The 25,283-nt window shown below is 34.4% G+C and carries 23 protein-coding genes; all 23 read left to right on the forward strand.

Features of this window, described 5'->3' with window-relative positions; all coding sequences use genetic code 11:
* Positions 1-60 precede the first annotated feature (60 nt).
* The 23 genes from acsn021_RS03835 to acsn021_RS03945 all read left to right on the forward strand — a co-directional run bounded on the left by acsn021_RS03835 (position 61) and on the right by acsn021_RS03945 (position 24,802).
* Positions 61-1,233, forward strand: a complete 1,173-nt coding sequence (locus acsn021_RS03835) for an MGDG synthase family glycosyltransferase (RefSeq protein ID WP_184095594.1) — start codon at positions 61-63, stop codon at positions 1,231-1,233.
* On the forward strand, positions 1,208-1,804 hold the full coding sequence (locus acsn021_RS03840; RefSeq protein WP_184095596.1) for a polysaccharide deacetylase family protein: 597 nt from the start codon (positions 1,208-1,210) through the stop codon (positions 1,802-1,804). The genes acsn021_RS03835 and acsn021_RS03840 overlap by 26 nt, the downstream gene beginning before the upstream one ends.
* Positions 1,797-2,840 (forward strand): lysylphosphatidylglycerol synthase transmembrane domain-containing protein, encoded by a 1,044-nt coding sequence (locus acsn021_RS03845; RefSeq protein WP_184095598.1) that lies wholly within the window; start codon positions 1,797-1,799, stop codon positions 2,838-2,840. The genes acsn021_RS03840 and acsn021_RS03845 overlap by 8 nt, the downstream gene beginning before the upstream one ends.
* Before the next feature lie 241 nt (positions 2,841-3,081).
* Positions 3,082-3,912 carry a TraX family protein gene (locus acsn021_RS03850; RefSeq protein ID WP_184095600.1) on the forward strand — a complete coding sequence of 277 codons (831 nt, stop codon included), beginning with the start codon at positions 3,082-3,084 and terminating at the stop codon, positions 3,910-3,912.
* A 205-nt stretch (positions 3,913-4,117) separates the two neighbouring features.
* On the forward strand, positions 4,118-4,834 hold the full coding sequence (locus tag acsn021_RS03855; RefSeq protein ID WP_184095602.1) for a DUF5131 family protein: 717 nt from the start codon (positions 4,118-4,120) through the stop codon (positions 4,832-4,834).
* A 56-nt stretch (positions 4,835-4,890) separates the two neighbouring features.
* Positions 4,891-5,535, forward strand: coding sequence for a hypothetical protein (locus acsn021_RS03860; RefSeq protein ID WP_184095605.1), 645 nt, complete (start codon positions 4,891-4,893; stop codon positions 5,533-5,535).
* A 213-nt stretch (positions 5,536-5,748) separates the two neighbouring features.
* Positions 5,749-7,275 carry a L,D-transpeptidase family protein gene (locus tag acsn021_RS03865; RefSeq protein ID WP_184095607.1) on the forward strand — a complete coding sequence of 509 codons (1,527 nt, stop codon included), beginning with the start codon at positions 5,749-5,751 and terminating at the stop codon, positions 7,273-7,275.
* A gap of 237 nt (positions 7,276-7,512) precedes the next feature.
* The gene (gene tnpA, locus acsn021_RS03870; RefSeq protein ID WP_185264923.1) at positions 7,513-7,986 is read left to right on the forward strand and encodes an IS200/IS605 family transposase; all 474 of its coding nucleotides are present in this window, start codon (positions 7,513-7,515) and stop codon (positions 7,984-7,986) included.
* 489 nt (positions 7,987-8,475) lie between these two features.
* Entirely contained in the window at positions 8,476-9,747 is a 1,272-nt protein-coding gene (locus acsn021_RS03875) for a radical SAM/SPASM domain-containing protein (protein ID WP_184095101.1), read from the forward strand.
* 7 nt (positions 9,748-9,754) lie between these two features.
* The gene (locus tag acsn021_RS03880) at positions 9,755-10,966 is read left to right on the forward strand and encodes a M50 family metallopeptidase (protein WP_184095103.1); all 1,212 of its coding nucleotides are present in this window, start codon (positions 9,755-9,757) and stop codon (positions 10,964-10,966) included.
* Between the two features lie 58 nt (positions 10,967-11,024).
* A complete protein-coding gene (locus acsn021_RS03885; protein ID WP_184095105.1) occupies positions 11,025-13,496 on the forward strand; it encodes an ABC transporter permease in 2,472 nt (823 codons plus the stop codon).
* Between the two features lie 24 nt (positions 13,497-13,520).
* On the forward strand, positions 13,521-14,183 hold the full coding sequence (locus acsn021_RS03890) for an ABC transporter ATP-binding protein (RefSeq protein WP_243167965.1): 663 nt from the start codon (positions 13,521-13,523) through the stop codon (positions 14,181-14,183).
* Entirely contained in the window at positions 14,177-15,280 is a 1,104-nt protein-coding gene (locus acsn021_RS03895) for a BtrH N-terminal domain-containing protein (protein WP_184095109.1), read from the forward strand. Before acsn021_RS03890 ends, acsn021_RS03895 begins: the two co-directional genes overlap by 7 nt.
* Positions 15,270-15,578, forward strand: a complete 309-nt coding sequence (locus acsn021_RS03900) for an acyl carrier protein (RefSeq protein ID WP_184095111.1) — start codon at positions 15,270-15,272, stop codon at positions 15,576-15,578. The genes acsn021_RS03895 and acsn021_RS03900 overlap by 11 nt, the downstream gene beginning before the upstream one ends.
* A 1-nt stretch (position 15,579) precedes the next feature.
* Positions 15,580-16,824: a beta-ketoacyl-[acyl-carrier-protein] synthase family protein gene (locus acsn021_RS03905; protein WP_184095113.1), complete on the forward strand. Its 1,245-nt coding sequence runs from the start codon at positions 15,580-15,582 to the stop codon at positions 16,822-16,824.
* A 17-nt stretch (positions 16,825-16,841) separates the two neighbouring features.
* Positions 16,842-17,282, forward strand: coding sequence for a 3-hydroxyacyl-ACP dehydratase FabZ (gene fabZ, locus acsn021_RS03910; RefSeq protein ID WP_184095115.1), 441 nt, complete (start codon positions 16,842-16,844; stop codon positions 17,280-17,282).
* On the forward strand, positions 17,272-18,459 hold the full coding sequence (locus tag acsn021_RS03915) for a beta-ketoacyl synthase N-terminal-like domain-containing protein (protein ID WP_184095117.1): 1,188 nt from the start codon (positions 17,272-17,274) through the stop codon (positions 18,457-18,459). The genes fabZ and acsn021_RS03915 overlap by 11 nt, the downstream gene beginning before the upstream one ends.
* Entirely contained in the window at positions 18,450-19,199 is a 750-nt protein-coding gene (gene fabG / locus acsn021_RS03920) for a 3-oxoacyl-ACP reductase FabG (protein WP_184095119.1), read from the forward strand. The genes acsn021_RS03915 and fabG overlap by 10 nt, the downstream gene beginning before the upstream one ends.
* Before the next feature lie 68 nt (positions 19,200-19,267).
* Positions 19,268-22,441, forward strand: coding sequence for a non-ribosomal peptide synthetase (locus acsn021_RS03925; RefSeq protein WP_184095121.1), 3,174 nt, complete (start codon positions 19,268-19,270; stop codon positions 22,439-22,441).
* Positions 22,438-23,166, forward strand: a complete 729-nt coding sequence (locus acsn021_RS03930) for a 4'-phosphopantetheinyl transferase family protein (RefSeq protein WP_184095123.1) — start codon at positions 22,438-22,440, stop codon at positions 23,164-23,166. The genes acsn021_RS03925 and acsn021_RS03930 overlap by 4 nt, the downstream gene beginning before the upstream one ends.
* Complete coding sequence (locus acsn021_RS03935) at positions 23,160-23,678, forward strand: acyl-CoA thioesterase (RefSeq protein ID WP_184095125.1); 519 nt, start codon at positions 23,160-23,162, stop codon at positions 23,676-23,678. The genes acsn021_RS03930 and acsn021_RS03935 overlap by 7 nt, the downstream gene beginning before the upstream one ends.
* Positions 23,662-24,018: an acyl-CoA thioesterase gene (locus acsn021_RS03940; protein ID WP_184095127.1), complete on the forward strand. Its 357-nt coding sequence runs from the start codon at positions 23,662-23,664 to the stop codon at positions 24,016-24,018. The genes acsn021_RS03935 and acsn021_RS03940 overlap by 17 nt, the downstream gene beginning before the upstream one ends.
* Positions 24,019-24,061: 43 nt before the next feature.
* The gene (locus acsn021_RS03945; RefSeq protein ID WP_184095129.1) at positions 24,062-24,802 is read left to right on the forward strand and encodes a flavodoxin family protein; all 741 of its coding nucleotides are present in this window, start codon (positions 24,062-24,064) and stop codon (positions 24,800-24,802) included.
* The last annotated feature ends 481 nt before the right edge of the window (positions 24,803-25,283 follow it).

Consider the following 25,283-nt stretch of genomic DNA (forward strand, 5'->3'; position numbering starts at 1 on the left):
CATGATTCTAAAGATAATTATTTTATAATCATCTCAAATCATATAAATGAGGAGTAGGATATGAAGATAAATATATTAACCGGAAGATTTGGAATGGGACATATAACCGTTGCAAAGGCCATAAAGGAACATATAAAAAATAGCTGTCCGAATGTCGAGGTCGAAGTTATTGACTGGTTTGATTATATATCACCAAAATTGGCGCAACAATATTATATATTTTTTGAACTAATTGTAAATAAAGGTTTCAGATTATACAATACACGCTATCGGTTATTGGAAAATATGAAAACAGATCAGAAGCCGGAATTGTATGGGTTTTTTAAGTGGCATTTTAAAAAATACATACAGGAACGGAAGCCGGACATGATTATATCAACGCTGCCATTATGTTCACAGCTTGCCTCCATGTATAAAGAAAAGAGCGGTTCGGCTACCCCGTTGATTACCTGTGTAACAGATATCACGGGGCATTCGGAGTGGATTAATAAGAATACGGATTATTATATGGTAGGCTCCTATATCGTTAGAGATAAGTTTATAAAGAAAGGGGTATCACCATATAAGATTTATGAAACGGGAATTCCGGTCAGAGCAGGGTTTAACCAAAATGAAAAATTTACAGATTCAAACCACTATGGAAGAAGGCAAATACTCCTTATGGGCGGAGGTTTAGGAATACTTCCTGCTGAAAATGAGTTCTATCAAGACTTAGAGGGGTTGTCAAATGTAGATATTACAGTTATAACAGGGAAAAATGATATTTTATTTCAACAATTAGCAGGAAAATACAGAAACATTACTGTTTTGGGATATGTCCATAATGTTTATGATTATATGAAACAAGCGGATGTAGTTATTACGAAACCCGGAGGTGTAACAACCTTTGAAGCAATCCATGCAGAGTTACCCATCTTGAGTCTAACTCCCTTTTTACAACAGGAAATTCACAATGCTGCTTATATTGAAGTCATGAATATCGGTAAGGTTATAGACATGAAAGGCAAAGAGTTTATACAGGAGATAAGAAGTATACTAGAGGAGGGGCATTTGGAGGAATATAAAAATAATATTTTGAAAATAAAGAGCGGCTTAAAAGAAAATATGGAATTTTTAACCCAGCTTATAGAAGCATATACAATCGATAATATCAATAATACTACTTGCTTTTGTTCTGATGCAGACAAGAGAATGGAGGCGCTGATCAATGAAAAAATTAGTTTTAACCTTTGATGATGGTCCGAATCCGTTATATACAGAAAAATTATTGGAGGTTTTAAATGCGCATAAAGTAAAAGCAACCTTTTTTGTAGTTACTAAAGATGCAATATGCAATCCAAAACTGATTGAACGCATGAAACAGGACGGGCATGAGATTGCGCTTCATTCCCTGGAACATAGGCATGCATTGTTAAGTGGTTATATCTATACTAAAAATGATTTTACAAAAAGTATTAAACTTTTAAAAATGTTAAATTGCAAAATTAGATTTTATCGACCGCCTTGGGGTGTAAGAAACTTATATACTGCAAACTTTACGAAAAAACATAACCTGCACATGGTGCTTTGGGATGTTATGGTTGAGGATTGGAGAGTTAAAAATACGCCCGGAATACTGGCAAGCAGAATAAACAGAAAAGTTTTTGATGGTGCAATTATTTGCCTGCATGATGGAGGAGAAAGACATGGAGGAGATTATGGTGCACCTTTGCATATGATAAAAGCCCTTCAGATGGTGTTACCCAAATTAAAGAAAGAGGGTTACGAGTTCGTAACAGTTGGAGAATATTTTGACAATGAATAAGCAGATTATGAAGACAAAAAAACAGGTGGCAGGAATTCTGATTCTGCTAGTATTAATTGCATTTACTTTTTGTATTTATTTACGGGATTATTCTTTACAAGAATTATTTAGAGCATTGAAACAGGTTAATATGGTTTACCTTTTGGCAGGATTAGGAGCAATGTTTCTTTTTGTTCTATGCGAAGGAATGTGTATTTATTTGATTGTAAAAGAACTAGGATATAAAACATCCTTTATAAGATGCTTTGAGTACTCAAATGCCGGTTTTTATTTTAGCTCCATTACACCCTCGTCCAGCGGAGGTCAGCCGGCACAAATATATTTTATGAATAAGGATAATATTCCCCTTTCAGTATCCTCAATCACTATATTCTATGTGGTCTATGTATATCAGATAGTAATGATAGTCCAGGGTTTTATTATGGGAATTTTATGTAGTGGCACAGCGATTCAGTTTATTATGAAATTAAAATATCTGTTTTTATTTGGTATCATTGTAAATACGGCGGTAATATTATTACTGTTTGGACTTATGTATTCTAAAAAATTTGTTCCTGCGTTAGTATCTATACTAGTTAGAATAGCGAATAAACTTCCCTTTTTTAATAAAAAAGCAGGAATAGAGAAAAAACTTACCAGCAGTTTGTCATCTTATCATGAAAAGGCTATGATATTAAGAAAGCATCCGAGATTATTTATAAAGGTCTTTGCGGTTACAATGATTCAGATGATTGCACTAAATATAGTTCCATCACTGGTTTATCTAGGGTTTGGAAACAGGGCAGACAACTTTTGGGACTTAATTACCTGTCAGTCATTGCTGACAATATCGGTTTCGGCAGTCCCCCTGCCGGGGGCAGAAGGGGTTTCGCAAAGTGGCTTTTTACAGGTATTTAATATATTCTTTCAAAAAGATACAATGATTCTGGCAATGTTAATTCAGAGAGTATTGAGCTTTTACGTGCCTTTAATAATAAGCTTTTTACTATATATTTTTACTCAGTTACGGGTTATAAGGACAAGTGAACACAGGTGATAATTCCCATTAACTTATTTATTCGATTTCCTTATAAAATCTTTATAATTAGCAGTTATACTAGTAGAAACAGGCAACTGCGAAACAATCATTCTATGTGCGGAACCAGACAAAATCGTCAAAAACCGGTTCCAATGCAGTGGCAAGTCACCCTTATTTGGGTGATTTTGGCTATTTTCTTATACCAGATTAAGAGTTTCGTAATTGCCTACTGGTGTTAATTAGGAAAGGAGATTTTATAATGGAATTAACAAAAAAGGGATTAACCGGTTTTCAACTAAAGTATCTTGCAATGATTTTAATGGTACTTGACCACATTCATTATTTTTTTGAATTTACAGGTAAAATACCTATTTGGTTTACTATGCTTGGAAGGGTATCCGCTCCACTTTTTTTATTTTGTGTTCTGGAGGGATTTATTCATACCCACAATAGGAAAAAATACTTTTTACAGATTTATAGCATTGCAATCGTAATGGGACTTATTATGTTTTCTTTTGTATTTTTCGGATTACAAAGGCCGGACGGGTTTTACCCCCAGAATCAAATGCTAGCAACACTTTCCATACTACTGGTTATATTACAGGGAATTGATTGGTGTTCAAAAAAGCAGTGGGGAAAAGGATTGGCAGCAATTATTATTCCAATTATATTACCCTTCGTTGCAATTTTTATAGGCAGCAAGATAAATAGTGCATGGTTTGTCATTAATCTATTGAATTTTTCTATTTTACCATTACATACGTGGATAATGGATGGTGGTACTTACTTTATTTTTCAAGGGGTTTTAATGTATATCTTTCGTAAAAATCGTAAAGTACAGGCTTTCGTATTTGTTGCTTCAACGCTCATTTTATATGGTGTTCTGCCCCTTGTTACCATGGAAGGAATCACTTTAGAAATCCTTCTTACCAAAGCTTTTGAATGGATGAGCATCTTTGCTGCTATTCCTATGTTGTTATATAATGGAGAACGAGGAAAGGGAAATAAGAAGTTCTTTTATTGGTTTTATCCGGGACATGTTTATGCTTTGTGTGCATTGTCGTACATTCTCTTTTATATGTTAAACTAATGTAAATGGATTAGGGTGCTTTATAAGAGCATCCTTTTTACATAAAAGAGATAGCGCACAGCGGTTCCTTTTGCTGAATCCGGAATGTGTGGCAGCTCAAAGTAAAAAAAGTTGTTCTTTTTTTTATTCCATGCTAAAATAATTTAGATATGTTACTGACTGATTACCAAAGAAAAAGTGAGTACTCTAATTAGGGGAGGAGACTATGGCAGTATGGAATCCATGGAAAGGATGTCATAAAAAAAGCGATGGCTGCGCCAATTGTTATATCCACAGGGCAAATGACAGAAAAGGTATTGATACAGATTATATTTATAAAACAGAAGATTTTTATAAGCCCATTGAAAAGGAAAAAAAGGGTAACTATAAAATGAAAAGCGGTCAGGAGGTTTTTCTTTGTTTTAACAGTGATTTTCTGGTGGAGGAAGCAGATGAATGGCGTAAAGAAGTCTGGGAAATGATTAAATTGAGAAATGACTTACATTTTTTATTCCTAACCAAAAGAATCGAGCGGTTCCTCATTGGACTGCCGGAAGACTATGGAGAAGGTTATGACCATGTTACGGTAAGCTGTACCATTGAAAATCAAAAAATGGCAGAAGAACGACTGCCAATATTCCTAAAAATGCCTATAAAACATAAGCTCATTACCATACAGCCAATGCTGGAAAGCATTCATATACTTGATTATCTGGATAACACCATAGAAATGGTTGTTGTTGGAGGAGAATCCGGTAATGGAGTAAGACCCTTATATTATGACTGGGTACTTGATATCAGGGAACAATGTATTCAAAAGCGGGTGAATTTTAATTTCAGACAAGTGGGTTCCCAATTCATAAAAGATGGGAAGACCTATAAAGTACAAAGGCAGTATTTATGCACCCAAGCAAGAAAAGCAGATATAGAATACCGGGTATAAAACAGGCAGATTAAGAGACAACGGAAGAAATCAAAGATTGCAGATGGGAGCTAATTATGAAACGATTTATATTTAGAGCACAGGTTAAAGACGAAATGGAAGAGAAGGCAAAGGCAGTTTTGCAGGAAGAAAATAAACCTAAGACTTTTATAGCCGAGGGTAAACTAATGACAGCAGCAGCCTTTTCCTGGGAAAAGAATATATTTTTGTATTATGAGTCTATAGAAGCGGAGATAAAGCCGGAGGAACTACTATGCAATATAGAAGCGTATCTTGTGGATTGGCCCGGACAGAAAGAGAATAGAAAATGGATACCTATGATAGATGTTTTTCATTTTAATGAACCGTTAAATGCAGAACACTGGAAGAGAAAAGAGCCGGTAGAAAGCAGAAAGGGAAGAGTAGCCCATTTAAAGCCTGAAATGATGGCTAGCTATATTTATTACCACTATCAATTGCAGGAAGAGCATGCCTTCCATGGTCCTAAATACGAAATCATCGCAATGCATGAAAATCTGTTATTTGGATATCAGGAATTTCCTGCTGTGGTTGAAGAACCGATAGTACCCAAAAAATTAAATACGAATGGAACACCTGCCAATTGGAATGATTCAAGAATGGATCTGCACTTTCAAGCCTGGGAAGATGGTCATTTGTATTTTAAGCATATTGATCAGATATTTGCATATTATATGGAGTAATAGATTACTAGTATGCATTGTTCAATAACAAAAAATCTTTACCATATTAAATAAATATTGATTGTTATGTTAAAATATGCTAAATTATGAAATATTTTATTACCTTTTGTAATATGTATTTAAAGAAAAATTAATGAAAATGCCTAAAAAGAAACACCTTTCTATGGTATAATCTACGTGTAAATTTAAATAAGATAAAAAAGAAGGTGTAAAATGGCAAATCATTCTGTAAATACAAATAAAAAGAAAAGTAAGAAATCTAAGATGAAAAAAAGGTTGATTCTTGTGGGAATCGGAATTTTTTCACCTCTATTGATTTTGTATCTATTTTTGGCTTTTTACTATAACACACATTTTTATAATAGAACCACAATCAATGGAATTAATACCTCTAATTTGACCTTGGAAAATGCGGAAGAGTTAATATTGGCAGAAGTTAATACGTATGTCCTAGGTTTAGAAGGCAGAAATGGTATAAATGACAGGATAGCGGCTTCCAGTATGGGGTTACATACCGTTTTTGACGGAGACTTGGGGGATTTGTTAAAAAAGCAAAATAGCTTTTTGTGGCCTATTTCATTAGTAAAAGCTCATGATATGGAATTAAAGGCAATCCTGAAGTTCGATGAGGAACTATTAAAAGCCCAGATAAAAAATCTAAAGTTTTTTCAAGAAGAAAATGTAATACCGCCTGTAGATGCTCATATATCAGAATATGGAGAAAACGGATTTGAAATAATTGCGGAAGATTTAGGGGCGAAGGTTGATGAAAATAAATTGTTTGAAGCTATGAAAGCAGCGATTCTCTCTTTGCAACCTTCTCTGTCTTTAGAAGAAGCAGACGCTTATGAAAAACCGGAGATAACTGCGGATTCCAAAGATTTATCAAAGGTTATGAATCAGTTAAAAAAGATAACCGGTGCTAAAATAACGTATGAATTCGGGGAAGACATCGAAGTACTCGACGGATCAAAAATCAGCCAATGGCTGACGGTGGACGATGATTTAAATGTGCAGCTTAATGAAGCCGGTGTAAAAGAATATGTAGATTATATAGGTAAAACCTACAACTCCTTTGGCAGAACCCGCTCTTTTATGACCTCTTATGGTAAAGAGGTAATTGTAAAAGGCGGGGATTATGGCTGGTGGTTAAACAGAACTAAGGAAGTGGAAGAATTAAAGAACCTGATATTAAATGGTGAACAACTAATTAAGGAGCCGGTATATTATCAGACTGCTCAACAATATGGTAAAGATGATATCGGTAATACCTATGTGGAGGTAAATCTGACCGCACAGCATTTATTCTTTTACAAAGATGGAGAATTAGTTGTAGACGCTGAATTTGTATCCGGTAACCTTGCAAGAAATTACGGAACACCGACTGGAACTTATCCGATTCAATATAAAGAAAACGATGCTATATTAAATGGTGAAGATTATTCAACACCCGTTAAATATTGGATGCCTTTTAATGGAAATATTGGCTTCCATGATGCCAACTGGAGAAGTACATTTGGAGGTGTCATTTATAAGACCAGCGGTTCCCACGGCTGTATTAACATGCCTCCTGCAAAAGCTAAGATAATGTTTGAAAACATTAAACGCGGGGTTGCAGTTGTTGTGTATGAATTAGAAGGAACGGAGAACTACGGCAAAGATAAAGAGGATAAGGAGAAAGAAAAGACAACAAAAGAAGATAATGTGAATGGTACAGTTGATACATCACCGGCAAGGTAATATAAAAGGCTTTTTCATAATAGCTAATAGAACAGATTTCTATAGAATAGAAAAAAAATAAATAAACGAGAGGATGCGACCACATTGCTGGTCGCATTTTTTGTTGTATCCCGGTACAATAATACCACCTGCTATGCAGGTGGATCCCAATTAGCTTAAGCTTCAAGTTAAAAACCTCCTATGCTATTATAAGTATAGGTTCGCCAACCGCACAAAAAGCATAGGAGGTTTATCCAAATGGATATGAATAGTTTAGCACATACGAAATGGGAATGTAAATACCATCTTGTTTTTGCACCAAAGTTTAGAAGGCAGATAATTTATGGAAAAATCAAACAAGATGTAGCTAGCATATTGAGTATGTTATGTAAAAGAAAAGGTATTGAAATAATTGAAGCAGAGTGTTGTAGAGATCATGTACATATGTTAGTAAGAATACCACCAAAGTATAGTGTCTCACAGATAATGGGTTATTTAAAAGGGAAAAGTTCGCTTATGATATTTGAAAGGCATGCGAATCTGAAGTATAAGTATGGGAACAGGCATTTCTGGTGTAGAGGATATTATGTAGATACGGTAGGCAAAAATGCAAAGAAAATACAAGAATATATTCAGAATCAAATACAAGAAGATTTACAGTATGATCAAATGTCACTAAAGGAATATATTGACCCGTTCACGGGTGAGCCAGTAAAAGAAGGCAAGAAATAAAACCCTTTAGGGTTTGCCAGGGAAATAAGTGCGGCTGGCGGACTTTTTAGAGCGTCTTTAGACGCAAGCAGGGAAAAGCCCCTTATAGGGGCAGAACAAGCCACCGGCTAAGCCGGTGGTTCTGACTATAAAATAAATGTATTCATCTAGTACAGATGGGATATTATAGGACAAAATGTAAAAAAATGAAAATAGACATTGAATTATACTTGTAAATATGGTAAAATATTGTATATATTAGAAAAATAAGTATATATAATACAAATCTAGTATGTTATTACATATAATACTATAACATAAAAAAATAATTAACTATGTAGTACATTATTCCTGAAAAATGGAATTATCCGGGTTTTGTTTCCTTAGTACAAGCATACTCACAATAATAGAACCTAGGTCTTAGAAAGGAAAAGCAATTCAATTGCAACGCGTAAAATGAGGCACTTATATAGGAATAAAGAGCATTATTATTTAATTGATACCTCGTATATGAAATTTTATAAAATACCGTACAAGCTTGAGAATCAGCTTAGTACATATACATTAGAAGAGTTAGATGATATTGCAAAAGATTTTACACTTCCTGCTACAGATAGCATACCCTTGACTGTTATCGAAGAGAATACAGAACAATGTAACAGACTGATACTAAATTTGAGTGAATTGTGTAATTTAGCCTGTAGATATTGTTATGCTGAGGAGGGAAGTTATGGACAGGAGACTTGCAATAAGAATATGTCCTTAGAAACTCTTAAAAAAGTAGTAACAAGAGCTTGTAGGCTTTATCCCGGAGGAATTGGACAGATTCAATTTTTTGGTGGAGAGCCTTTATTAAACAAACGTGTTCTATACTCAGCGGTAGAATGGATAAAGGAATATACAGAAGGGTTGGGGTTAAAATGCCCGTTGTTTACAATAGTTACGAACGGTACATTAATTGATGATGAATGTATTACATTATTCAATGAATATTTTTCGTCAGTCACCATAAGCCTGGATGGTTCAAAAGCAGTAAATGACGGTAAAAGAGTTTTTAAGGGTACACATAGTTCTGTTTTTGATAAGGTAGCAGAAACAATCAGGCGAATGAATGAAAGAGAAAGAAAATATTATATATGTATAGAAGGAACCATACACGAAGGTCATATTCAAGAGTTTGAAGAGAAAAGTAGTATGGAATCCTACAAAGCACTATATCAATTAGACGTTGATATTATTCATATCAGTCCTCTTATAGGTCGTTCAGATGATAGTGGAGAAAGCAAGATAAATTACAATAAGTTCTTCGAGGAATGGGTGAAAGAAGAATTTAAGAATGGAGTAGGTGGTATAAAGACCAGAACGGTTGCTAATTTGCTTTATGCTGCTAAGCAGCATAAAACATTCGGAAATGGCTGTGGTGCGACCAATACTGATTTAGCATCAGATGTTAACGGTGGGCTTTATCCTTGTTTTATGTTTATTGGAGGAAATGAATACTTTTTGGGAGATACAAAGGATTCCATTGAAGAACAGCGCCAAAGGATATATGAAGTTCGCCAATTATTGAAAGAAGCGAATAACAATACAGAGTGCAATAAATGTTGGGTAAAACCAGTCTGTGCCAAATCTTATGGACACTGCATTGGGTCCAGATATTTGTCCAATGGAAGTGTATCAAGACCGGAAAAAGAAATATGTAGTATAAGCAAATGCGTTATGGAGAATATTTTTGTTCAATCCTATGAAAAATACGGCATACGGAAAAGTGAGGAGGATTGATAAAAAAGTGAGCGGTGAAGTTATCCTAGAACAAGATGAATGGAAACCACATTTAAAAGAAAGTGTGTATACCAATGATATATACTTAAATAAAGAAGGTAAGGGCAACTGGGTTGTTGGGGAATACGAATGTGATACTCAATTTACGTTACCAGCGTATCAAAAGGAGGCTTTCGATAATGTATGTACTCTGCTTGATGGGAAACATACAATTGTTGAAATTGCTGATTCGACAGGAATTCACAGCAAAGAGATTCTATCCATACTGCAAGTATTAAAGAGTAAGGGAATGCTAAGGGAGAAATATAGCGGAACCCAGACACGATTTAGTGAAGTGGATAATCTCTCTATAAAATTAATAAACTATCAGTTCAAGAATCATCTTAATTCTATAAAGAATAGAAAGATAGCAGCAGTACTTGTAAAAGGCATGCATATAATACTACTACTGAGTATACTTGTTTTTGTATATTTAAACATTCGTAACAACTTTGCTGCATTTAACAACACAACATTGGAACGTTGGTTAAGTTTTGGTAAGAGTGAATCCAATCAATGGACCGGATATCTATTAATTAATCTTGGAATGGTACTTATGTTTGTATTTCATGAATTAGGGCATGTAATATCCGGTGTTCACGCGGGAATACAGCCGGAAAAGTTTTCATTTGTGTTATATTTGGGTTTTATACCTATGTTTTATGTAAAAAATAAAAACATATATTCCTTGAAAAAGAAGGATTTTTTAAAGGTATTATTGGCAGGTTGTTATGTAAACATAATATTATGTATTATATTTCTGGATTTCTATCTATTTACTGGAAGTGAAATATGTAAAACTCTTGCAATGTCTAATTTAAGGATATTTTTTATTAATTTGTGGCCGTTGTCACTTAGTGATGGATACTTTATATTTTCGGTTTTATTTCGCCATCCCAATCTGAGATATAAATTTCACTACTTTATAGCTAAGCCCAAAATAATAAAAAAATATAACCGAATGGAAGTCCTCTATACATTCCTTTCAATGTTTATACTTGTCTTAACAATGAGTTTTGAAGTTACTTGGTTTATTGGCCTTTTTAATATTTCAGAACAATTAAAAGTAGTAATAGTTTCAGCAATTCTTTGTACATATATAATTGTTTTACATTTTTTGAATAAGAGAAAGTTTGAAATAAATCCATATGGTTCAGCAACAGTAGGGGTACAGTCTTAACAACAAGTATAAAACAGAGTAAAAGGGAATTTAAATAATATAGTAAAGGAAGTTGATGATGAAAAAGATACTACAGGTGCTAATAAACAAACGAAATAGTAAGGAGCATAAATTATTTTTATGTCTAATGACCGTAATTGTAACCAGCCTTACTTTATTCACTGCCTTTAATGCACTTCCACTTCTAGAAGAATCCATTAAACAAGACTTACGCCAGACAACTGTAGGAGAAGCAGATTATGTTGTAACACCAAAAGAAAGTGCTCTTTTTGAAGTGCCTACTATAGAGAATGGAAAAAGTTTAAATATACTAGCGCTAGAAGGTGGTATTACAAAAGAGAGGTATGCCAAAGTATTTATTTGGGAACTTGATTATAGCAAGTTTCTTGAGGTATTTGGAAATACATATATGGAAAAGGGTGAGGTAACCCTTCCGGTAACTCTTAACGAAAATCAAGTATTGATTATGCCAGATACCAGTGACAAGCTCAATATAAATGAAGGGGATTTGGTGGAGTTTACTGTCTATGGTCAGAAAATCTATGCAGAAGCGGTCATTGCTCCGCGAGACAATTTTTTTGTTAAAGCAAATGGAGAAGTTGTAGTGATGGGTGCGGAAATCTTACGTACGGCATTAGATATTAAGGAAAATCAAGTGACCCTTTCATACATATATAAAACGGAGAAGGGAGCAGATATAAAAGCAAATCTGCAAAAGCAAAATAATGAAATCATTGTGAAAGAGGCAATAGATCCTGAATATATATCTGCAAATATGACAACTTACTATGGGATTGATTTTCTGATACTCGTTTTTATTTTATTAATTGCCAGGGATATATTAAAGTCTACTGGACTTATATATGTAACAGAACGTTCTCGTTTTATTGGTACTTTACGAAGTAATGGAGCTGAGAAAAGATTAATAGTTCGCCTGTTTTCCAACATAGGTATTAAAGTTGCCCTTAAGGGAAGCTTATTTGGCATGATGATTGGTATGGCACTCCTAATAACCTTTGCCAGATTTGGAATTGGTCTAACGAATGTATTGCAAGCGATTGATATTATCTTTTTAGCCATTGCAGTAATTGGAACTGGGGCAGTTATGACTATCCTGAGTTTGCTAAGTTTTCAAAGGCCTGTTAAACAATTGCTCTGTAAATCTGACCGGTCATTACTGCTTGAAAATGTATCGGCGGAAATGCAGCATGAAAAAGAGCGTAAGATGGACTATATTTACTGTATCCTATTACTTGTGTTTATTATCCTTTCTTTCTTTTTGTCCAGATGGGATATGGGGGCTGTTTTGCTATATGTAATTACTTTTACATTTATTTTAATTAAGAGTATGAAATATCTATTTCTTAAACTAAAAAAAACAATTCAGCAAAAAACAGGAAAAGGTCTTTTCTTGATTGCAGCTAAAAATGTAGGTACCAATGTGTATCTTAGAAAAACACTATCTTTGACAATAACGATATCCTTATTTATTACTATAATAGGTATACTCATATTCTCTGTATTAGATGCAATGACAAGTTTTTATAGGGATTATAAGTCAGATGCATACATAAGAGTTGAAGATGGTAAGGGATTTTCAGATACCGAACTAGATAAAGTAGAAAGGCTTTCTGACATTACAGATACCTATTTGTATTATACAGGTAAGGTGACAATTGTAACGAAAGAGGATGAACGGCAGGTAAAAGTTGTGGGCCTTGATGATCCGATTGATTACAATGACAACTTTATGAATTTGAATTTGGATTGGGTCAAAGGATTTGACATCGCTACTTTTACCCAGTCAAGAAATGCTATTTTAAGTGAGATACTATGTAATCGATTTGGGTTTCAATTGGGTGATACAGTTACTTTATATGATGGAGAAAGTCAAAAAGATTATTATATTGCAGGAATAACTCCTTCCTTACAAGAACTTGGCGATGCAATATATATATCAAGATATGACAGTGAATTTCTTGGTGGAAGTATTAAAAACGGTCTTTATCTAAAATGTACGAACATGGCTAATATGGAAGATAGTATAGAAAATATACTTTATGAACGTACTTATACGTTTAAAGATGTAACTGAAATGAAACAGAATGATGTTACTAATGGTATGCAGATTATAATTTTCTTCGTTTCTTTTGCAACATTGGTAGGTATGGCAAGTATTACAGGCATCTACAGCAATTATAAGCTCAGTTATATGATGAGACGAAAAGAGTTTGCTATACTGGTCTCAACAGGGTACAGCAAAAAAAATATATTTCATATACTAATGGGTGAAATAACACTTATCAGTCTAATAGGATATCTAATTGGAATGTTAATCATGTGGGTGATTAAAAAGCCTTTAGAAAGTCTTATGAAATTCGTTGAACTGCCAATAGAGCTTAATTTGAGCGGATTGATATTTTTAGCCTTGTTTTTTGTTGTGTTAATCAATACTCTACTCAATATTGTATTGGCTCACAAGTCAAGTCAATTATCAGCAGAAGGTATAATAGAAGTATTGAAAAAATAAAAGCAGATAGAAAGGAAGGCAATGATGGAACTAATTAAAGCAGTAAATGTAAGAAAAACATATATAGCTGGAACCGTTGAGACAGAAGTAATTAGAGGGATAGATTTAACAATCAAAAAAGGGGAGTTTGTAACCATAACAGGTCCCTCGGGTTCAGGTAAAAGCACCTTGTTGTATCTATTAAGCGGAATGGAGCCGCTCTCAGAAGGAAAAGTTTTTTTAGAAAATGAGGATATCTCCTCTATGGATGATAAGAAGATATCTCTACTCAGAAGAAAAGATATAGCTTTTGTATTTCAATTTTATAACTTATTATCTGAAATGAATGTAACAGATAATGTGCTATTGCCTTCTCTAATTCTGCCGGGAGCAATTAACACAAATAGAATAAAAGAAGTATTAAAGGTAGTGGGGCTGGAAAAGTATGAAAGATCTTATCCATATGAGCTTTCTGGTGGGCAACAACAAAGAGCTGCTATAGCACGAGCTATTTATTCCAATCCCAAAGTCATATTTGCAGATGAGCCTACGGGTAATCTGGATTCTGAAAACAGTCAAAAGATAATGGATATATTTGTGAAAATCAACAAAGAACTTGGCACAACAATAGTAATGGTAACTCATTCAGAGAAATTTGCGACCTTTGGTACACGTACGATTCAAATGGGGGATGGAAGAGTATGCTAGTTGATGGGATTCCCACTAGGGTGCGAATTGATTTTCATTATAATGAAATGCCTAGAGAGTTGGGAGATTGCAGGACGCAGGCTTTTTGTATGATATTAAACCACTATGGATACGAAATCACTGCGCAAGAGATATTTGGTATTGGGAGCGGGCTTGATTTTCATATAAAAAATATAAACTATAACGGGTTTGACTTACCATTAATATCCGGCAGAAATTTTGATGCAGAAAATAATTGCTGTAAAATCTTACAAATTCCATGTAAAGAGCAAACGCTTGTTTATAATTCGGATATTTCTTCAGGTAATTTGTGTTTTGACAGGGATATATTGGAGATTTTAGTTGAGGGGCGACCCGTATTAATACAATGTGACGTTTACTATATGACCTATTTATCAGATATTAAGAGAAACCATAATCAATATCATATGATAATTATACTAGGCTTTGACCTTGAAAGCAGGGAATTTACAGTTCTTGACAGCGTATCCGGTCAAGTTCATACAATCGCAATGTCACAGTTGTATATGTCTATGTTTGAGAAGTATTATGGTGACGAAAAGGTTGGAATTTGGTATGACATAAAGCAGCCAGAAAATATCTGTAATCAAAGAAAACAAATAGATAAGTACATAGAATCTTTCATGAATCAAGGGAATTCAATTATAAAGAATGACGGATATCTGGAAGAAATAAAGAAATATATTGATTTCTTAAATCGTATCCGAGAGTGTGCAAAGCAAGGTTCAGTGAATCATGATAATTATCTGAAATTTATTTTGGAGATGAATTGTATTCTAATTCGAAAGCAGGATGAGTTAAATGGAAGTTGTTTTCGCCATTTATATGAAAAATATTTGAATGAAGTATCAACACATTTGTCTCTCAATAATGAACTATGGAATGATTTGGTAATGTATATACAGCAGTCAGAGGCTGCTTTTAAAGCCTTAAGCTTTAAGGTACGCTATTATAATGGAACGACCTATGAGAAATGCGAAATGTTTATCCAAAATCTGGAGAAAATCTATAAAGCAGAGAAAGAATTAGGAACAAAACTAATGAATATCAGGAGGAACTTACAGGATGAAAAATGAACTGGAGAAAATTATAGGTGAGTTAAAAGTGATGTTACAAGATAGGCTTATGCTGCCATTTGAGCCAGAGGAAATTGATGAAGATGCATTAATTTTTGAAGCAATTGATATTGAAGAAGCGAAAGATTATCCAAATCTTGGCTTAGACTCTGTGGATGGTTTAGAGATTATGGTAGGTATTCAGAACTTATATCATGTAAAACTAGATGCAGAAAAAAATCCACAGGCATATAAATCAGTAAGGACATTAGCGGAAGCCGTTTACAAGTTATTAGAGGAAAAGAAATGTGAGGCCTGATATGTCAAAGCAGAATACAATATCTGTTGTAGTTACAGGGGTTGGTGCTGTAGCATCAAATGGAATGGATTCAAAAGAGTATTTTAAAAACTGTGCATTAGGTATTACAGGCATTTGTCCTAGCCGTATAATGGAGGAATTTCATTATATGACTACATATGTTGGTGAAGTTCAGCTAGAGAAACCGCTTAGGTGGGAGGCTAAATTTCGTAAGATAGGCGAATTGGCATGTGATGAGATGATGAAAGATGCGGGCGTAACCAAGGAAGACATAGAAGATTTGGGAGAACGTTCCGTGTTTAGTATGGCTTCAGCTAATGTTGGAAGCCTACGATTAGAGCCTCAACTACGATTAAAATATAAAATAGATACTGAGGGAGTCTCATATGAAATGAAGGAATACGAAAAAAATAATAGTATTCTTGATTTTAACTCAGCAGATGGATATTATCATTTCAGTGAGAGGATGGGAATTCAAGGAACCATAATATCCTCAAATGCGGCATGTGCGTCAGGAACGCTTGCTATAGGTGAGGCGGTCCGTTTAATTAAAGCAGGATATGCAGATGTAGCAGTTGCCGCAGGTATCGATATCCTAAGTGATATAAGCCTAGCGGGATTTGACTGCATGAGCAATTTAAGCAAAGAACCGTGTAAGCCTTTTGACAAAAACAGAGAAGGAATTACGATAGGTGAAGGTGCAGCTTTTGTAATGTTAGAACGTGAAGAATATGCTATTAAAAGAGGGGCTAAAATATATGGAAGAATTGTTGGATTTTCTTCCATGAATGAAGCTTATCACGTTACTGCTCCTAATCCCAATGGAGAAGGTGCCTTCTTGTGTATGGACAATATACTAAAAAAGAGTGCCAACATTCAGGACAAATGCATATATATCAACACCCACGGAACTGGCACACTGGCTAATGATAGTATGGAATTAAAAGCTATGGAACAGCTGGTACAGAAATATTCCTTAAATCATCTTTGGTTTTCTTCTACAAAGTCAATGATTGGTCACTGTCTTGGTGCAAGTGGAAGCTTAGAATTTGCATGTTCTATTATAGGTCTTTACGAAGGAAGGATGCCAATATCTATTTCAGTAGATACACCAATGGAATTCAATTCGGATAGGCTTACACTGGTTACGAACCAAGAAAAGTCCAGACCATATGATATGTTTCTATCAAATTCCTTTGCTTTTGCAGGAAATATGGCTTCTATAGGGGTAGAGAAGTATGAATAAAAAAGAAGGATGGCGGCATGGAAGTTAATATTTTGGAAGTTATGAAACACCGATATCCATTTCTTCTTGTGGATAAGGTAGTAGAGCATGCGTATTACAAGTCTTCGAAAGTAATAAAAAATGTTACTTTTAATGAACCTTGGGTTCAAGGTCATTATCCGGGGCATCCTATTATGCCGGGGGTTCTGCTAATAGAAGCAATGGGACAAGCTAGTGGATTTATTATTATGGATTTAGATAATAAGCAGGCGAAAGCTCGATTTGGATACCTCACGAAGGTAGATAATGCAAAATTTGTAAGACCGGTTTATCCTGGAGATCAATTGGTAATTGATTCGAAACTGTTAGAGAAGGTGGACAGTTATGTAAGGATAGAATCAACAGTTAGGGTTGAAGGCAGGGTGGCTGCAAAATGTAAGCTTACTTATATCTTAAGGGAGGAAGAGGATGAGTTGTAATAGAATCTTTATAAGATGTATTGATGTAAAATCACCTGTAATTCCCGATGGGAGTGATTTTGAGGATACATTATTCCAACCGGAACAGTATTGGAGGGCTGAACGGCTGTTGGATTTAAAAGTATTGTTGAAACCTCATCTGAAGACTGTTCGAAGGATGAATCGTACGTCAAGTATGGCATATCTTTCTGCATCAGCCTTGATGGAAAAATCTGGTTTAGTAAAAGACGAATATGATCCCTATCAGTTTGGTACGGTATTTTCAACTACAAATGCAAGCTATGAAAATGTGCTTCGTATTTTAAATACCCTTTATGAGGCAGGAAGAGAAGGTGTAAGTCCCATAGATTTTACATATTCAGTTGGGAATTCACTGATATCCGGTATTACTATGCAATACAATCTAAAAGGGCCCAGTACCATGCTTCCTATGTCAGAAGGATTACAGATTGCTAAAGTTATCTTGGAAGAAAACGATGCAAGTCGTATACTTGCAGGAACGTACAACATATGTTTGAGTGAAAATCTCGAGTATTATAGACAGTTCAGCTATCTAAAAGGAGAAGAGAAGACATTTACAGGAATTTTGGAGAATGCCTGTGGAATGGTAATGAGAGAACAAGCAGTAAGTATGTTGTTAGAAAATGATAGTGTACATCCGGATGCAAAAGGTTGTTTTCTTTCTGGATTAGCTGTTAAGCGTAAGACAAAAACTAGTCAGACAAAAGCCGGTGAGTTTCATCAGGACTCAGCGTATGAGATGCACAGCATTTCAGAGTTGTCGGAGTTTCTAAGTAGTGATTTTGAAGAAACGATATCACTTGCACTATATGATGCCAACATTTTGGCAGAGGAAGTTGATGCAGTTTTTACTTGTGCCAGCGGACATCCAGGAATGGATTTTGCTGAATACGAGGCACTTGAAAGAAAAGTACCAAATGCAATAAGGGTATCCATACATGGAATATTCGGAGCAAACTTTGGCGGTAATTTTATGCTTAATTGTGCAGCAGCCGTGACTAGTTTAATGAAACAGAAACTTCCGCCATCTATGGGTGTTAAGGATACAAAGGGTAAGTTTACGATGCGTTCAGAAAGTAAAAAGATAAATACCATATTGGTGAATGGATATAATGAACTAGGCAATATAATAAGCGGGGTAATTCAATGGATCTAAATTTATGTAATAAGGTGGTTCTCATAAGCGGAGGCAGCAGGGGGATTGGACAGGCTCTGTGTGATGCATTTGCACAAGAAAATTGCAGAGTGTATTTTTTTTATAAAAAAAATAAAACATTGGCGGAGGAAACGGTGGCTTCGGCAATGGAAAAATCAGCAAATGCATTTGTTAAGGGAATACAACTAGATATCACTGATGGCGCGGCCTGTGAAAATGCTGTACATGAGATACTGGATGTAGAAGGAAAGATAGATGTCTTAATTAATAATGCAGGAACTACTAAGGACGGACTATTTCTTTCACAGGAATTTGGAAAATGGGAATCCGTAATTCAAACCAATATTTTTGGAACTGTGAAATTAACCTCTCCTGTAGCCATGGCAATGTTTACTAAACGAAGTGGAAGCATTATTAATATTAGTTCTGTAGCAGGTCTTACAGGTGTGAAAGGACAAACAAATTACTGTACATCAAAAGCGGGGCTTATTGGGTTGACAAAAGCCTTATCAAAGGAATTAGGATTAAAAAATATACGAGTGAATGCAATAGCGCCGGGATATATTGAAACAGATATGACAAAAGGATTAAAAAATATGAATGAACTAAGTAAACTGATTCCCTTAAAAAGATTGGGATTACCTTCTGAGGTAGCAAAAACAGCGGTTTTTCTTGCTTCAGAAGCAGCAAGCTATATTAATGGAGAGATAATAGTAGTAGATGGTGGATTAATTGCGTAGCTATATCCCAAAACAATCTGGAAAACGAAAGATAAGCATTTAATACGATGGTAGGTGGTGGGGAATCAATGCATACAAAAGAATATTTTAAGCTTGGAATTTCAGGTGTTTTTCAAATGGCTGTCGAGAAGTATAAAAATCAACCGGCTGTAACGGGTCTGTCAGGCACTATGACCTATAAGGAATTAGATGATATGTCTTCACGTTTAGCATCTCGATTGCTGCGTCTTGATGGTTGGTCGGAAGATATTGTAACTGCGGTAGACGTTTCCAAAGATAACGGCGCAATTATATTACTTTTAGCTATTTATAAAGCACACGGAATCTTTCTTCCAATTCCACGGTCTTGCCCGCAAAAGCGTTTGGTAAGTATGACTGAGCAGGGAGAAGCAAAAATTCTAATAACAGATTCAGCAGAAAGAGCAGAAAGTATAGTACAGTATATTCAAACAGTATATTTACAGGACATAATGAAAGATTTGTCAAAGGAGGAGCCCTATAAATCTGCGTTAGAAGATAAAAGAGGAGAGGCTTTGGCATACATTATTTTTACTTCTGGATCTACCGGAAAACCAAAAGGTATTATGGTATCTCAACAAAGCGTAGTTCATATTGCCTATACCTGTTATAGTAGATTCTTTGGACTTTCAGAGGAAGCTGAATTTGAACAACTGCAGGGACTTACGAAGGAATACCTAAAAATGGGTGTCCTTTCAGATTTTAGCTTTGATCCAAGTGTAGTTCAAATTTATATGGCACTATTTTTCGGACACTGTATTGTACTGATTACTGAAGAAATAAAGCGATCCCAATGGGAATTATCAAATTACTGGAGGAAATATCAGGTAGATGTATGTGAAATTACACCAACCCATTTGAAGCATATACTACAGTATTTTAATAAAAGAGATGAGGAATTGTATCTTCCACAAATCATTATTTCGGTTGGAGAACCTTTACCTTTAAAATTATTGAAAGATGTTTTTGGACTTGGAAAAATAGGTGTAAAAAAGGTAATCAATGCCTACGGACCAACTGAGGTGTGTGTATATTCTCATGCAAGAGTGTATTCGTACGAAGAAGTAGATTACATTAATGAGATATCAATTGGCAGACCATTAAAGGGTTATGAGGTTTACCTATTAAACCATAAAAAAGAAGATGTTAAAGAAGGGGAAGTGGGTGAAATTTATATCCACAGTCCGTATCTGTCGCTTGGATATATAAATAATGAAGATATGACAAAAAAAACTTTTCTAAAAGTCCACAATTCTGACCATCGGATGTATAAAACCAATGACCTGGGTATTATTAAAAAAGATGGTGAATATTTATGTTTGGGGCGTTCTGATGATCAGATTAAGATTCGAGGACATAGAATCGAACTGGGAGAAATAGAAAATGTCCTAAAGGAATATGGTGATTTTTCAGATATACGTGTACTTGCAAAGGAAGATGATAATCAACAAAAACACATCATTGCTTTTTACTTGGGAGAGGGTAAGGATGAAAAGGAGCTTAAAGGTACTTTTAAGAATTACTTGCCGGAATATATGATACCAAATCGGTTTATTCGTCTAAATCATATTCCTATTAATGCAAATGGTAAGATTAATAGGCAGGAATTACTTCAGATGATTGAAGTAAACAGCAGTTTGCCTCTTATCCGTACAAAGCAAAGCCTGGTAGAAATATGCCGGGAAATTATTAAATGTAATACCTTAACTGGGACAGATAACTTTTTTGACAATGGTGCGACTTCTTTAGAAGTATTTATACTGAATACAAGAGTGTTTCATGAGTGGGGAGTTGTACTTGAAAATAAAGATATTTATCAGAGTGAGACAATATGGCAGATACAAAAATTAATTGAAGACAAGCTTTTAATCTCTAAGGAGAACTATGGGGAAACGTCTGAGAATTTAGCAGATTCAGAGATGGTTAAGGCAACGGAATTCCAATGTAAAATAATTAGAAGTGAAAACAGAGTTTACAAGAACAGAAAATTGGAAGACAGCAATAAAACTTCGGAAATGCCACCTTACAATGTCGTATACAAAATCACACATTCACAATATATAGACAATGAAAAGTTAGAGAATGCCATAGACAAGATGATAAAAAGGCATCGTATTCTACGCAGCAGTTTTTTGGTTAAGGATGGGGTAGTTTACATCAGGGCCGAAAAAGAAGGAAAAATTGATTTTTCTTATCTTATGGTAGAAAATATAAATAAGCTGGATTTGTCTGCATATACACATGAATTTCGTTTCAATTCTTTACCTTTGTTTCAAATTGTTTTATTTGAGGATAGGCAGCGAGAACAGGAAATAGTATTAAATCTTCATCACGGAATCTTTGACTACCTTTCTTTATCTGTATTCATAAATGAATTGTTTCGATTGTATTATCAAATTCCAATGAAACTGCCAGATAGCGATTTTTTCGAATATAGAAAACAATATATACAGGCTGATAAGACAAGACTGAATGAGTTTTGGAAACAGTATATGCGTAACAGACCGCTGAGTGTAGGATTTCAAGGGAACGGTGAAAATCAAAGATTGAAAGTGAAAAAGCAAGAAAAATTCAAATGTCTGCAACGAAACTATGACGTGACCGTCATGAATACTATGAAGGAATTATGTATTCGAGAAAAAATTAGTATGTTTACCCTAACTTCTGTGATTTTGGCACAAATATTAAGTGACTGGGAAAATCAACAAGAGTTTTGCATTGGTACTATACTTCATGGGAGAATGAGTAATGTTCCTGGAGTTAGTAGTATGATTGGGTTATTTGCTGAATTAATGCCATTGCGTTATATAATATACACAAATGAAAGCTTGAGAACCAAACTACAAAGGCATCAGAAATATTTGGAAGATGTATTGGAGCATCAAGGGCTGGGGATGAATGAATTATATATGCTCCAGGATTATGAAGAACGTTTTAAAGGGGATTACTTTAAACTGATAATTAATTATCATACGGATTTTTCGTGTAACCTTCCTAATGGAATGGGCTTTGTAATAGCAGAAGAGATAGGACAGTATCCAGAGGAAGTACCATTATATATTCAGATTAGAGAATACAAGGATGGTATTAATTTTCACTTAATATATGCTGCATCTATTTATAAAAAAGAAGATATCGAGCGTATTATGAATGACTACTCTAACTGTTTAACAAACTGGATAGAAATACTTCAAACAGAGCCACAGGATAGAAAAACCGTATGATGAACACACTTAAAAATGGATCTATCTATTTGATGAATATTGAAACTATTAGTGAAAGAGAATGGGAATTCTATTATTCTAAGATAAATCTCCTTCCCATAGTATGTCAGAAGAAAATAAAAAATATCAAATACCCGCAAAAACAAAAGCTTAGTTTAATGGGATGGCTTATGCATAAATTTTTACTGTCAGAAAGATGTAAAGATGTAAAGGAGTCGGAGTTAGTATTTAATAAAGAAGGGAAACCATTTCATAAAAACTCAAAGTGGCAATTTAATATTAGTCACAGCTATCCATGGGTATGCTTGGGAATATCCTGTTCCAGTATAGGAATTGATATAGAGTCTAAATTTGTTTCAGAACCAGAGAAAGTTTTAGAGATATTTTCAGCTGATGAAAGAAATTGGATTCAAGTAAAAAGTAATAACAGTACTGAAAAAATGAAGTATTATATACAGTGTTTGTGGAGTGCAAAAGAAGCCTGGCTGAAATATTTAGGAACTGGTTTTTCAACTCAAAATACAGAGCTACCATTTGCCCTTGAGGAAGGGGAATTGATTCATCATTACATAAAAAAAGATGAGACAAAGGTATATTTGCACCAGACACCTGTTAAGAGGGGTTCTGTTTTAAGTGTTTGTCTTGAGTTCCAAGAGTATACGATTGAGTATCTAACGGGTAATCAAGTAAAGAGTTATATTGAAAAGGAGCAGTTACTGTGTTAATTCCTACATATGTTACAGAACATACCGTCAAATTTTCAGAATGTAATTATTATGGTATGGCATCTAATTACACTTATATGTGCTGGTTCGAAGATGCGCGATTATTAATAAGTGAGGTAGCAGGCATACAAGGTTTCTTTTATAAAGAACATCGTAGTAATAAAGAGGCAGATGAAACCATTAATAAGACAAAAGAGTATTTTACAATGCCTGTGTTACAAAATAGATTATATAATTTTAGAGAGTTGGCTTTTGGAACAAAAATTCTAGTTCACACTTGGTTAGAGGAACCAACGAGCGCCTATACTACTTTTAATCATTGTATCACTTCAAAGGATAGAACTATTAAATACGCTGCATGTGAAGCACAAATAGGATTGATGGGAGAAAAAAGCGGACTGATGTTGGATATGCCAAAAGAAATGTACCGACTTATAGCTGATTTTATTCAAACTATTAGAGATACAAAGAATCCATCTCTTCTGGAGGTAACCAATGAAGAATGGTTTTAATGAACACTACAAGTACGAGGTAGGTTTTGGTGATTGTGATGCTTATCAGATAGCGCATAATGCTAGATATGTACAATGGTTTGAGCAGGGTATATACAAACATTTTATGGCTGATGCGGATAATCTTTTAAAAGAAAAAAGACTGATAATTACGGAGGTTAGGTATCGATATTTACATGCTGTTAAATATGGAGATAAAATAAATATCCTTACAGAAATAGAGAAAGATAAGGACGATGAAAAATTATATAAGTTTTATCAAAGAATAATAAAGGAAGAACCAAAAAAGATAGTAAGCATATGCAAAGGGGCTGTCAGGTTAGAAGAAAAAACAACCTAGTATAGGCAGTTTTCAGACATACAAGAAGATAAGAGGAGAAAATATGCATATTTTATTACTAAACTCCAGTATAAAAAAGAAAAAAAGCAGAAGCCTTACCATTGCACATTCCTTCATCGAAGGGCTTAAAGTAAATGAAGAGATTAAGGAACAAATTGAGGTTGAAGAAGTCTGTCTTTATGAAAAAAATATTAAGGAATGCCTTTGTTGCTATTACTGCTGGAGAGAGGATTCGGAAGGAAATTGTATACAAAAAGACGACATGAGTGAATTACTAATGAAATATATAAGTTATGACATTGTAATATGGAGTTTCCCACTTCTCTTTTATGGTTTTCCGGCAGTAATGAAGAAATTTATTGAACGTTCTTTGCCCCTCTATACATCTCATAAATACGTAGAGGGTAATGAATATATTCAGGCACGTCGCTATACTAAGCTAGTAGATAGAAGGGAACTATTTATATCTACATGTGGTTTACCTGTTCGCAATAATAATTATGAACCTGTTGATGAAATGCTTCGTCTAATGTTCCATGATAAGGCAGAACGGATATATTGTACACAAGGCACTTTATTTGAAGAGAAAAGATTTGATAAAATTGTAAATCGATATTTACTTGCGGTAAAAGAAGCCGGAAGATATTACTCTTTGGAAGATGGAATACTTCCAAAATATAAAGATAGGCTATCACAACCCTTTTTACCAGAAGAGTTATATGCAGATGCAGCTAATCATAATAAAACATGGCTGAATCGGCAAAATGTAAATAGTCTTAATTAGATAGGAAGGACTACTCTGTACTATGAGTCTTACATATATACATATACGAAAGGAGAGATAAAATGAATAGTATCGATTTAAAATTAGAAGAAGCAGAATTCAATTTTAATGTGGAAGATCTGGAAGAAGTAATTACACCAGGAAGTGGCTTTGGCTGCGATTGTTAATAATGATTTAAAATTCTAAGGAGGGAATGCCATGAATAATATTGAGGTAAAACTAGAAGAACTGGAATTTAACTTCAACGTAGAAGAACTAGAAGATGTAATCACACCAGGAAGTGGATTTGGTTGCGATTGTAACTAATTTCCTGAAATATTAATATCCTTATAGACTTGCTTTACTGCTTATAAAAGGTAGTCCTAACCTTGATTCATAGTACGATTTATAAATTGTATTTATATAATTATTTTGAATTGGGAAAGCAAGTTCAATATAATAACTGTTCATAGAATTATTGATGACCCAAAATTCTATGAAC

It is taken from the genome of Anaerocolumna cellulosilytica, from assembly GCF_014218335.1.
GTDB classification, from domain to species: domain Bacteria; phylum Bacillota; class Clostridia; order Lachnospirales; family Lachnospiraceae; genus Anaerocolumna; species Anaerocolumna cellulosilytica.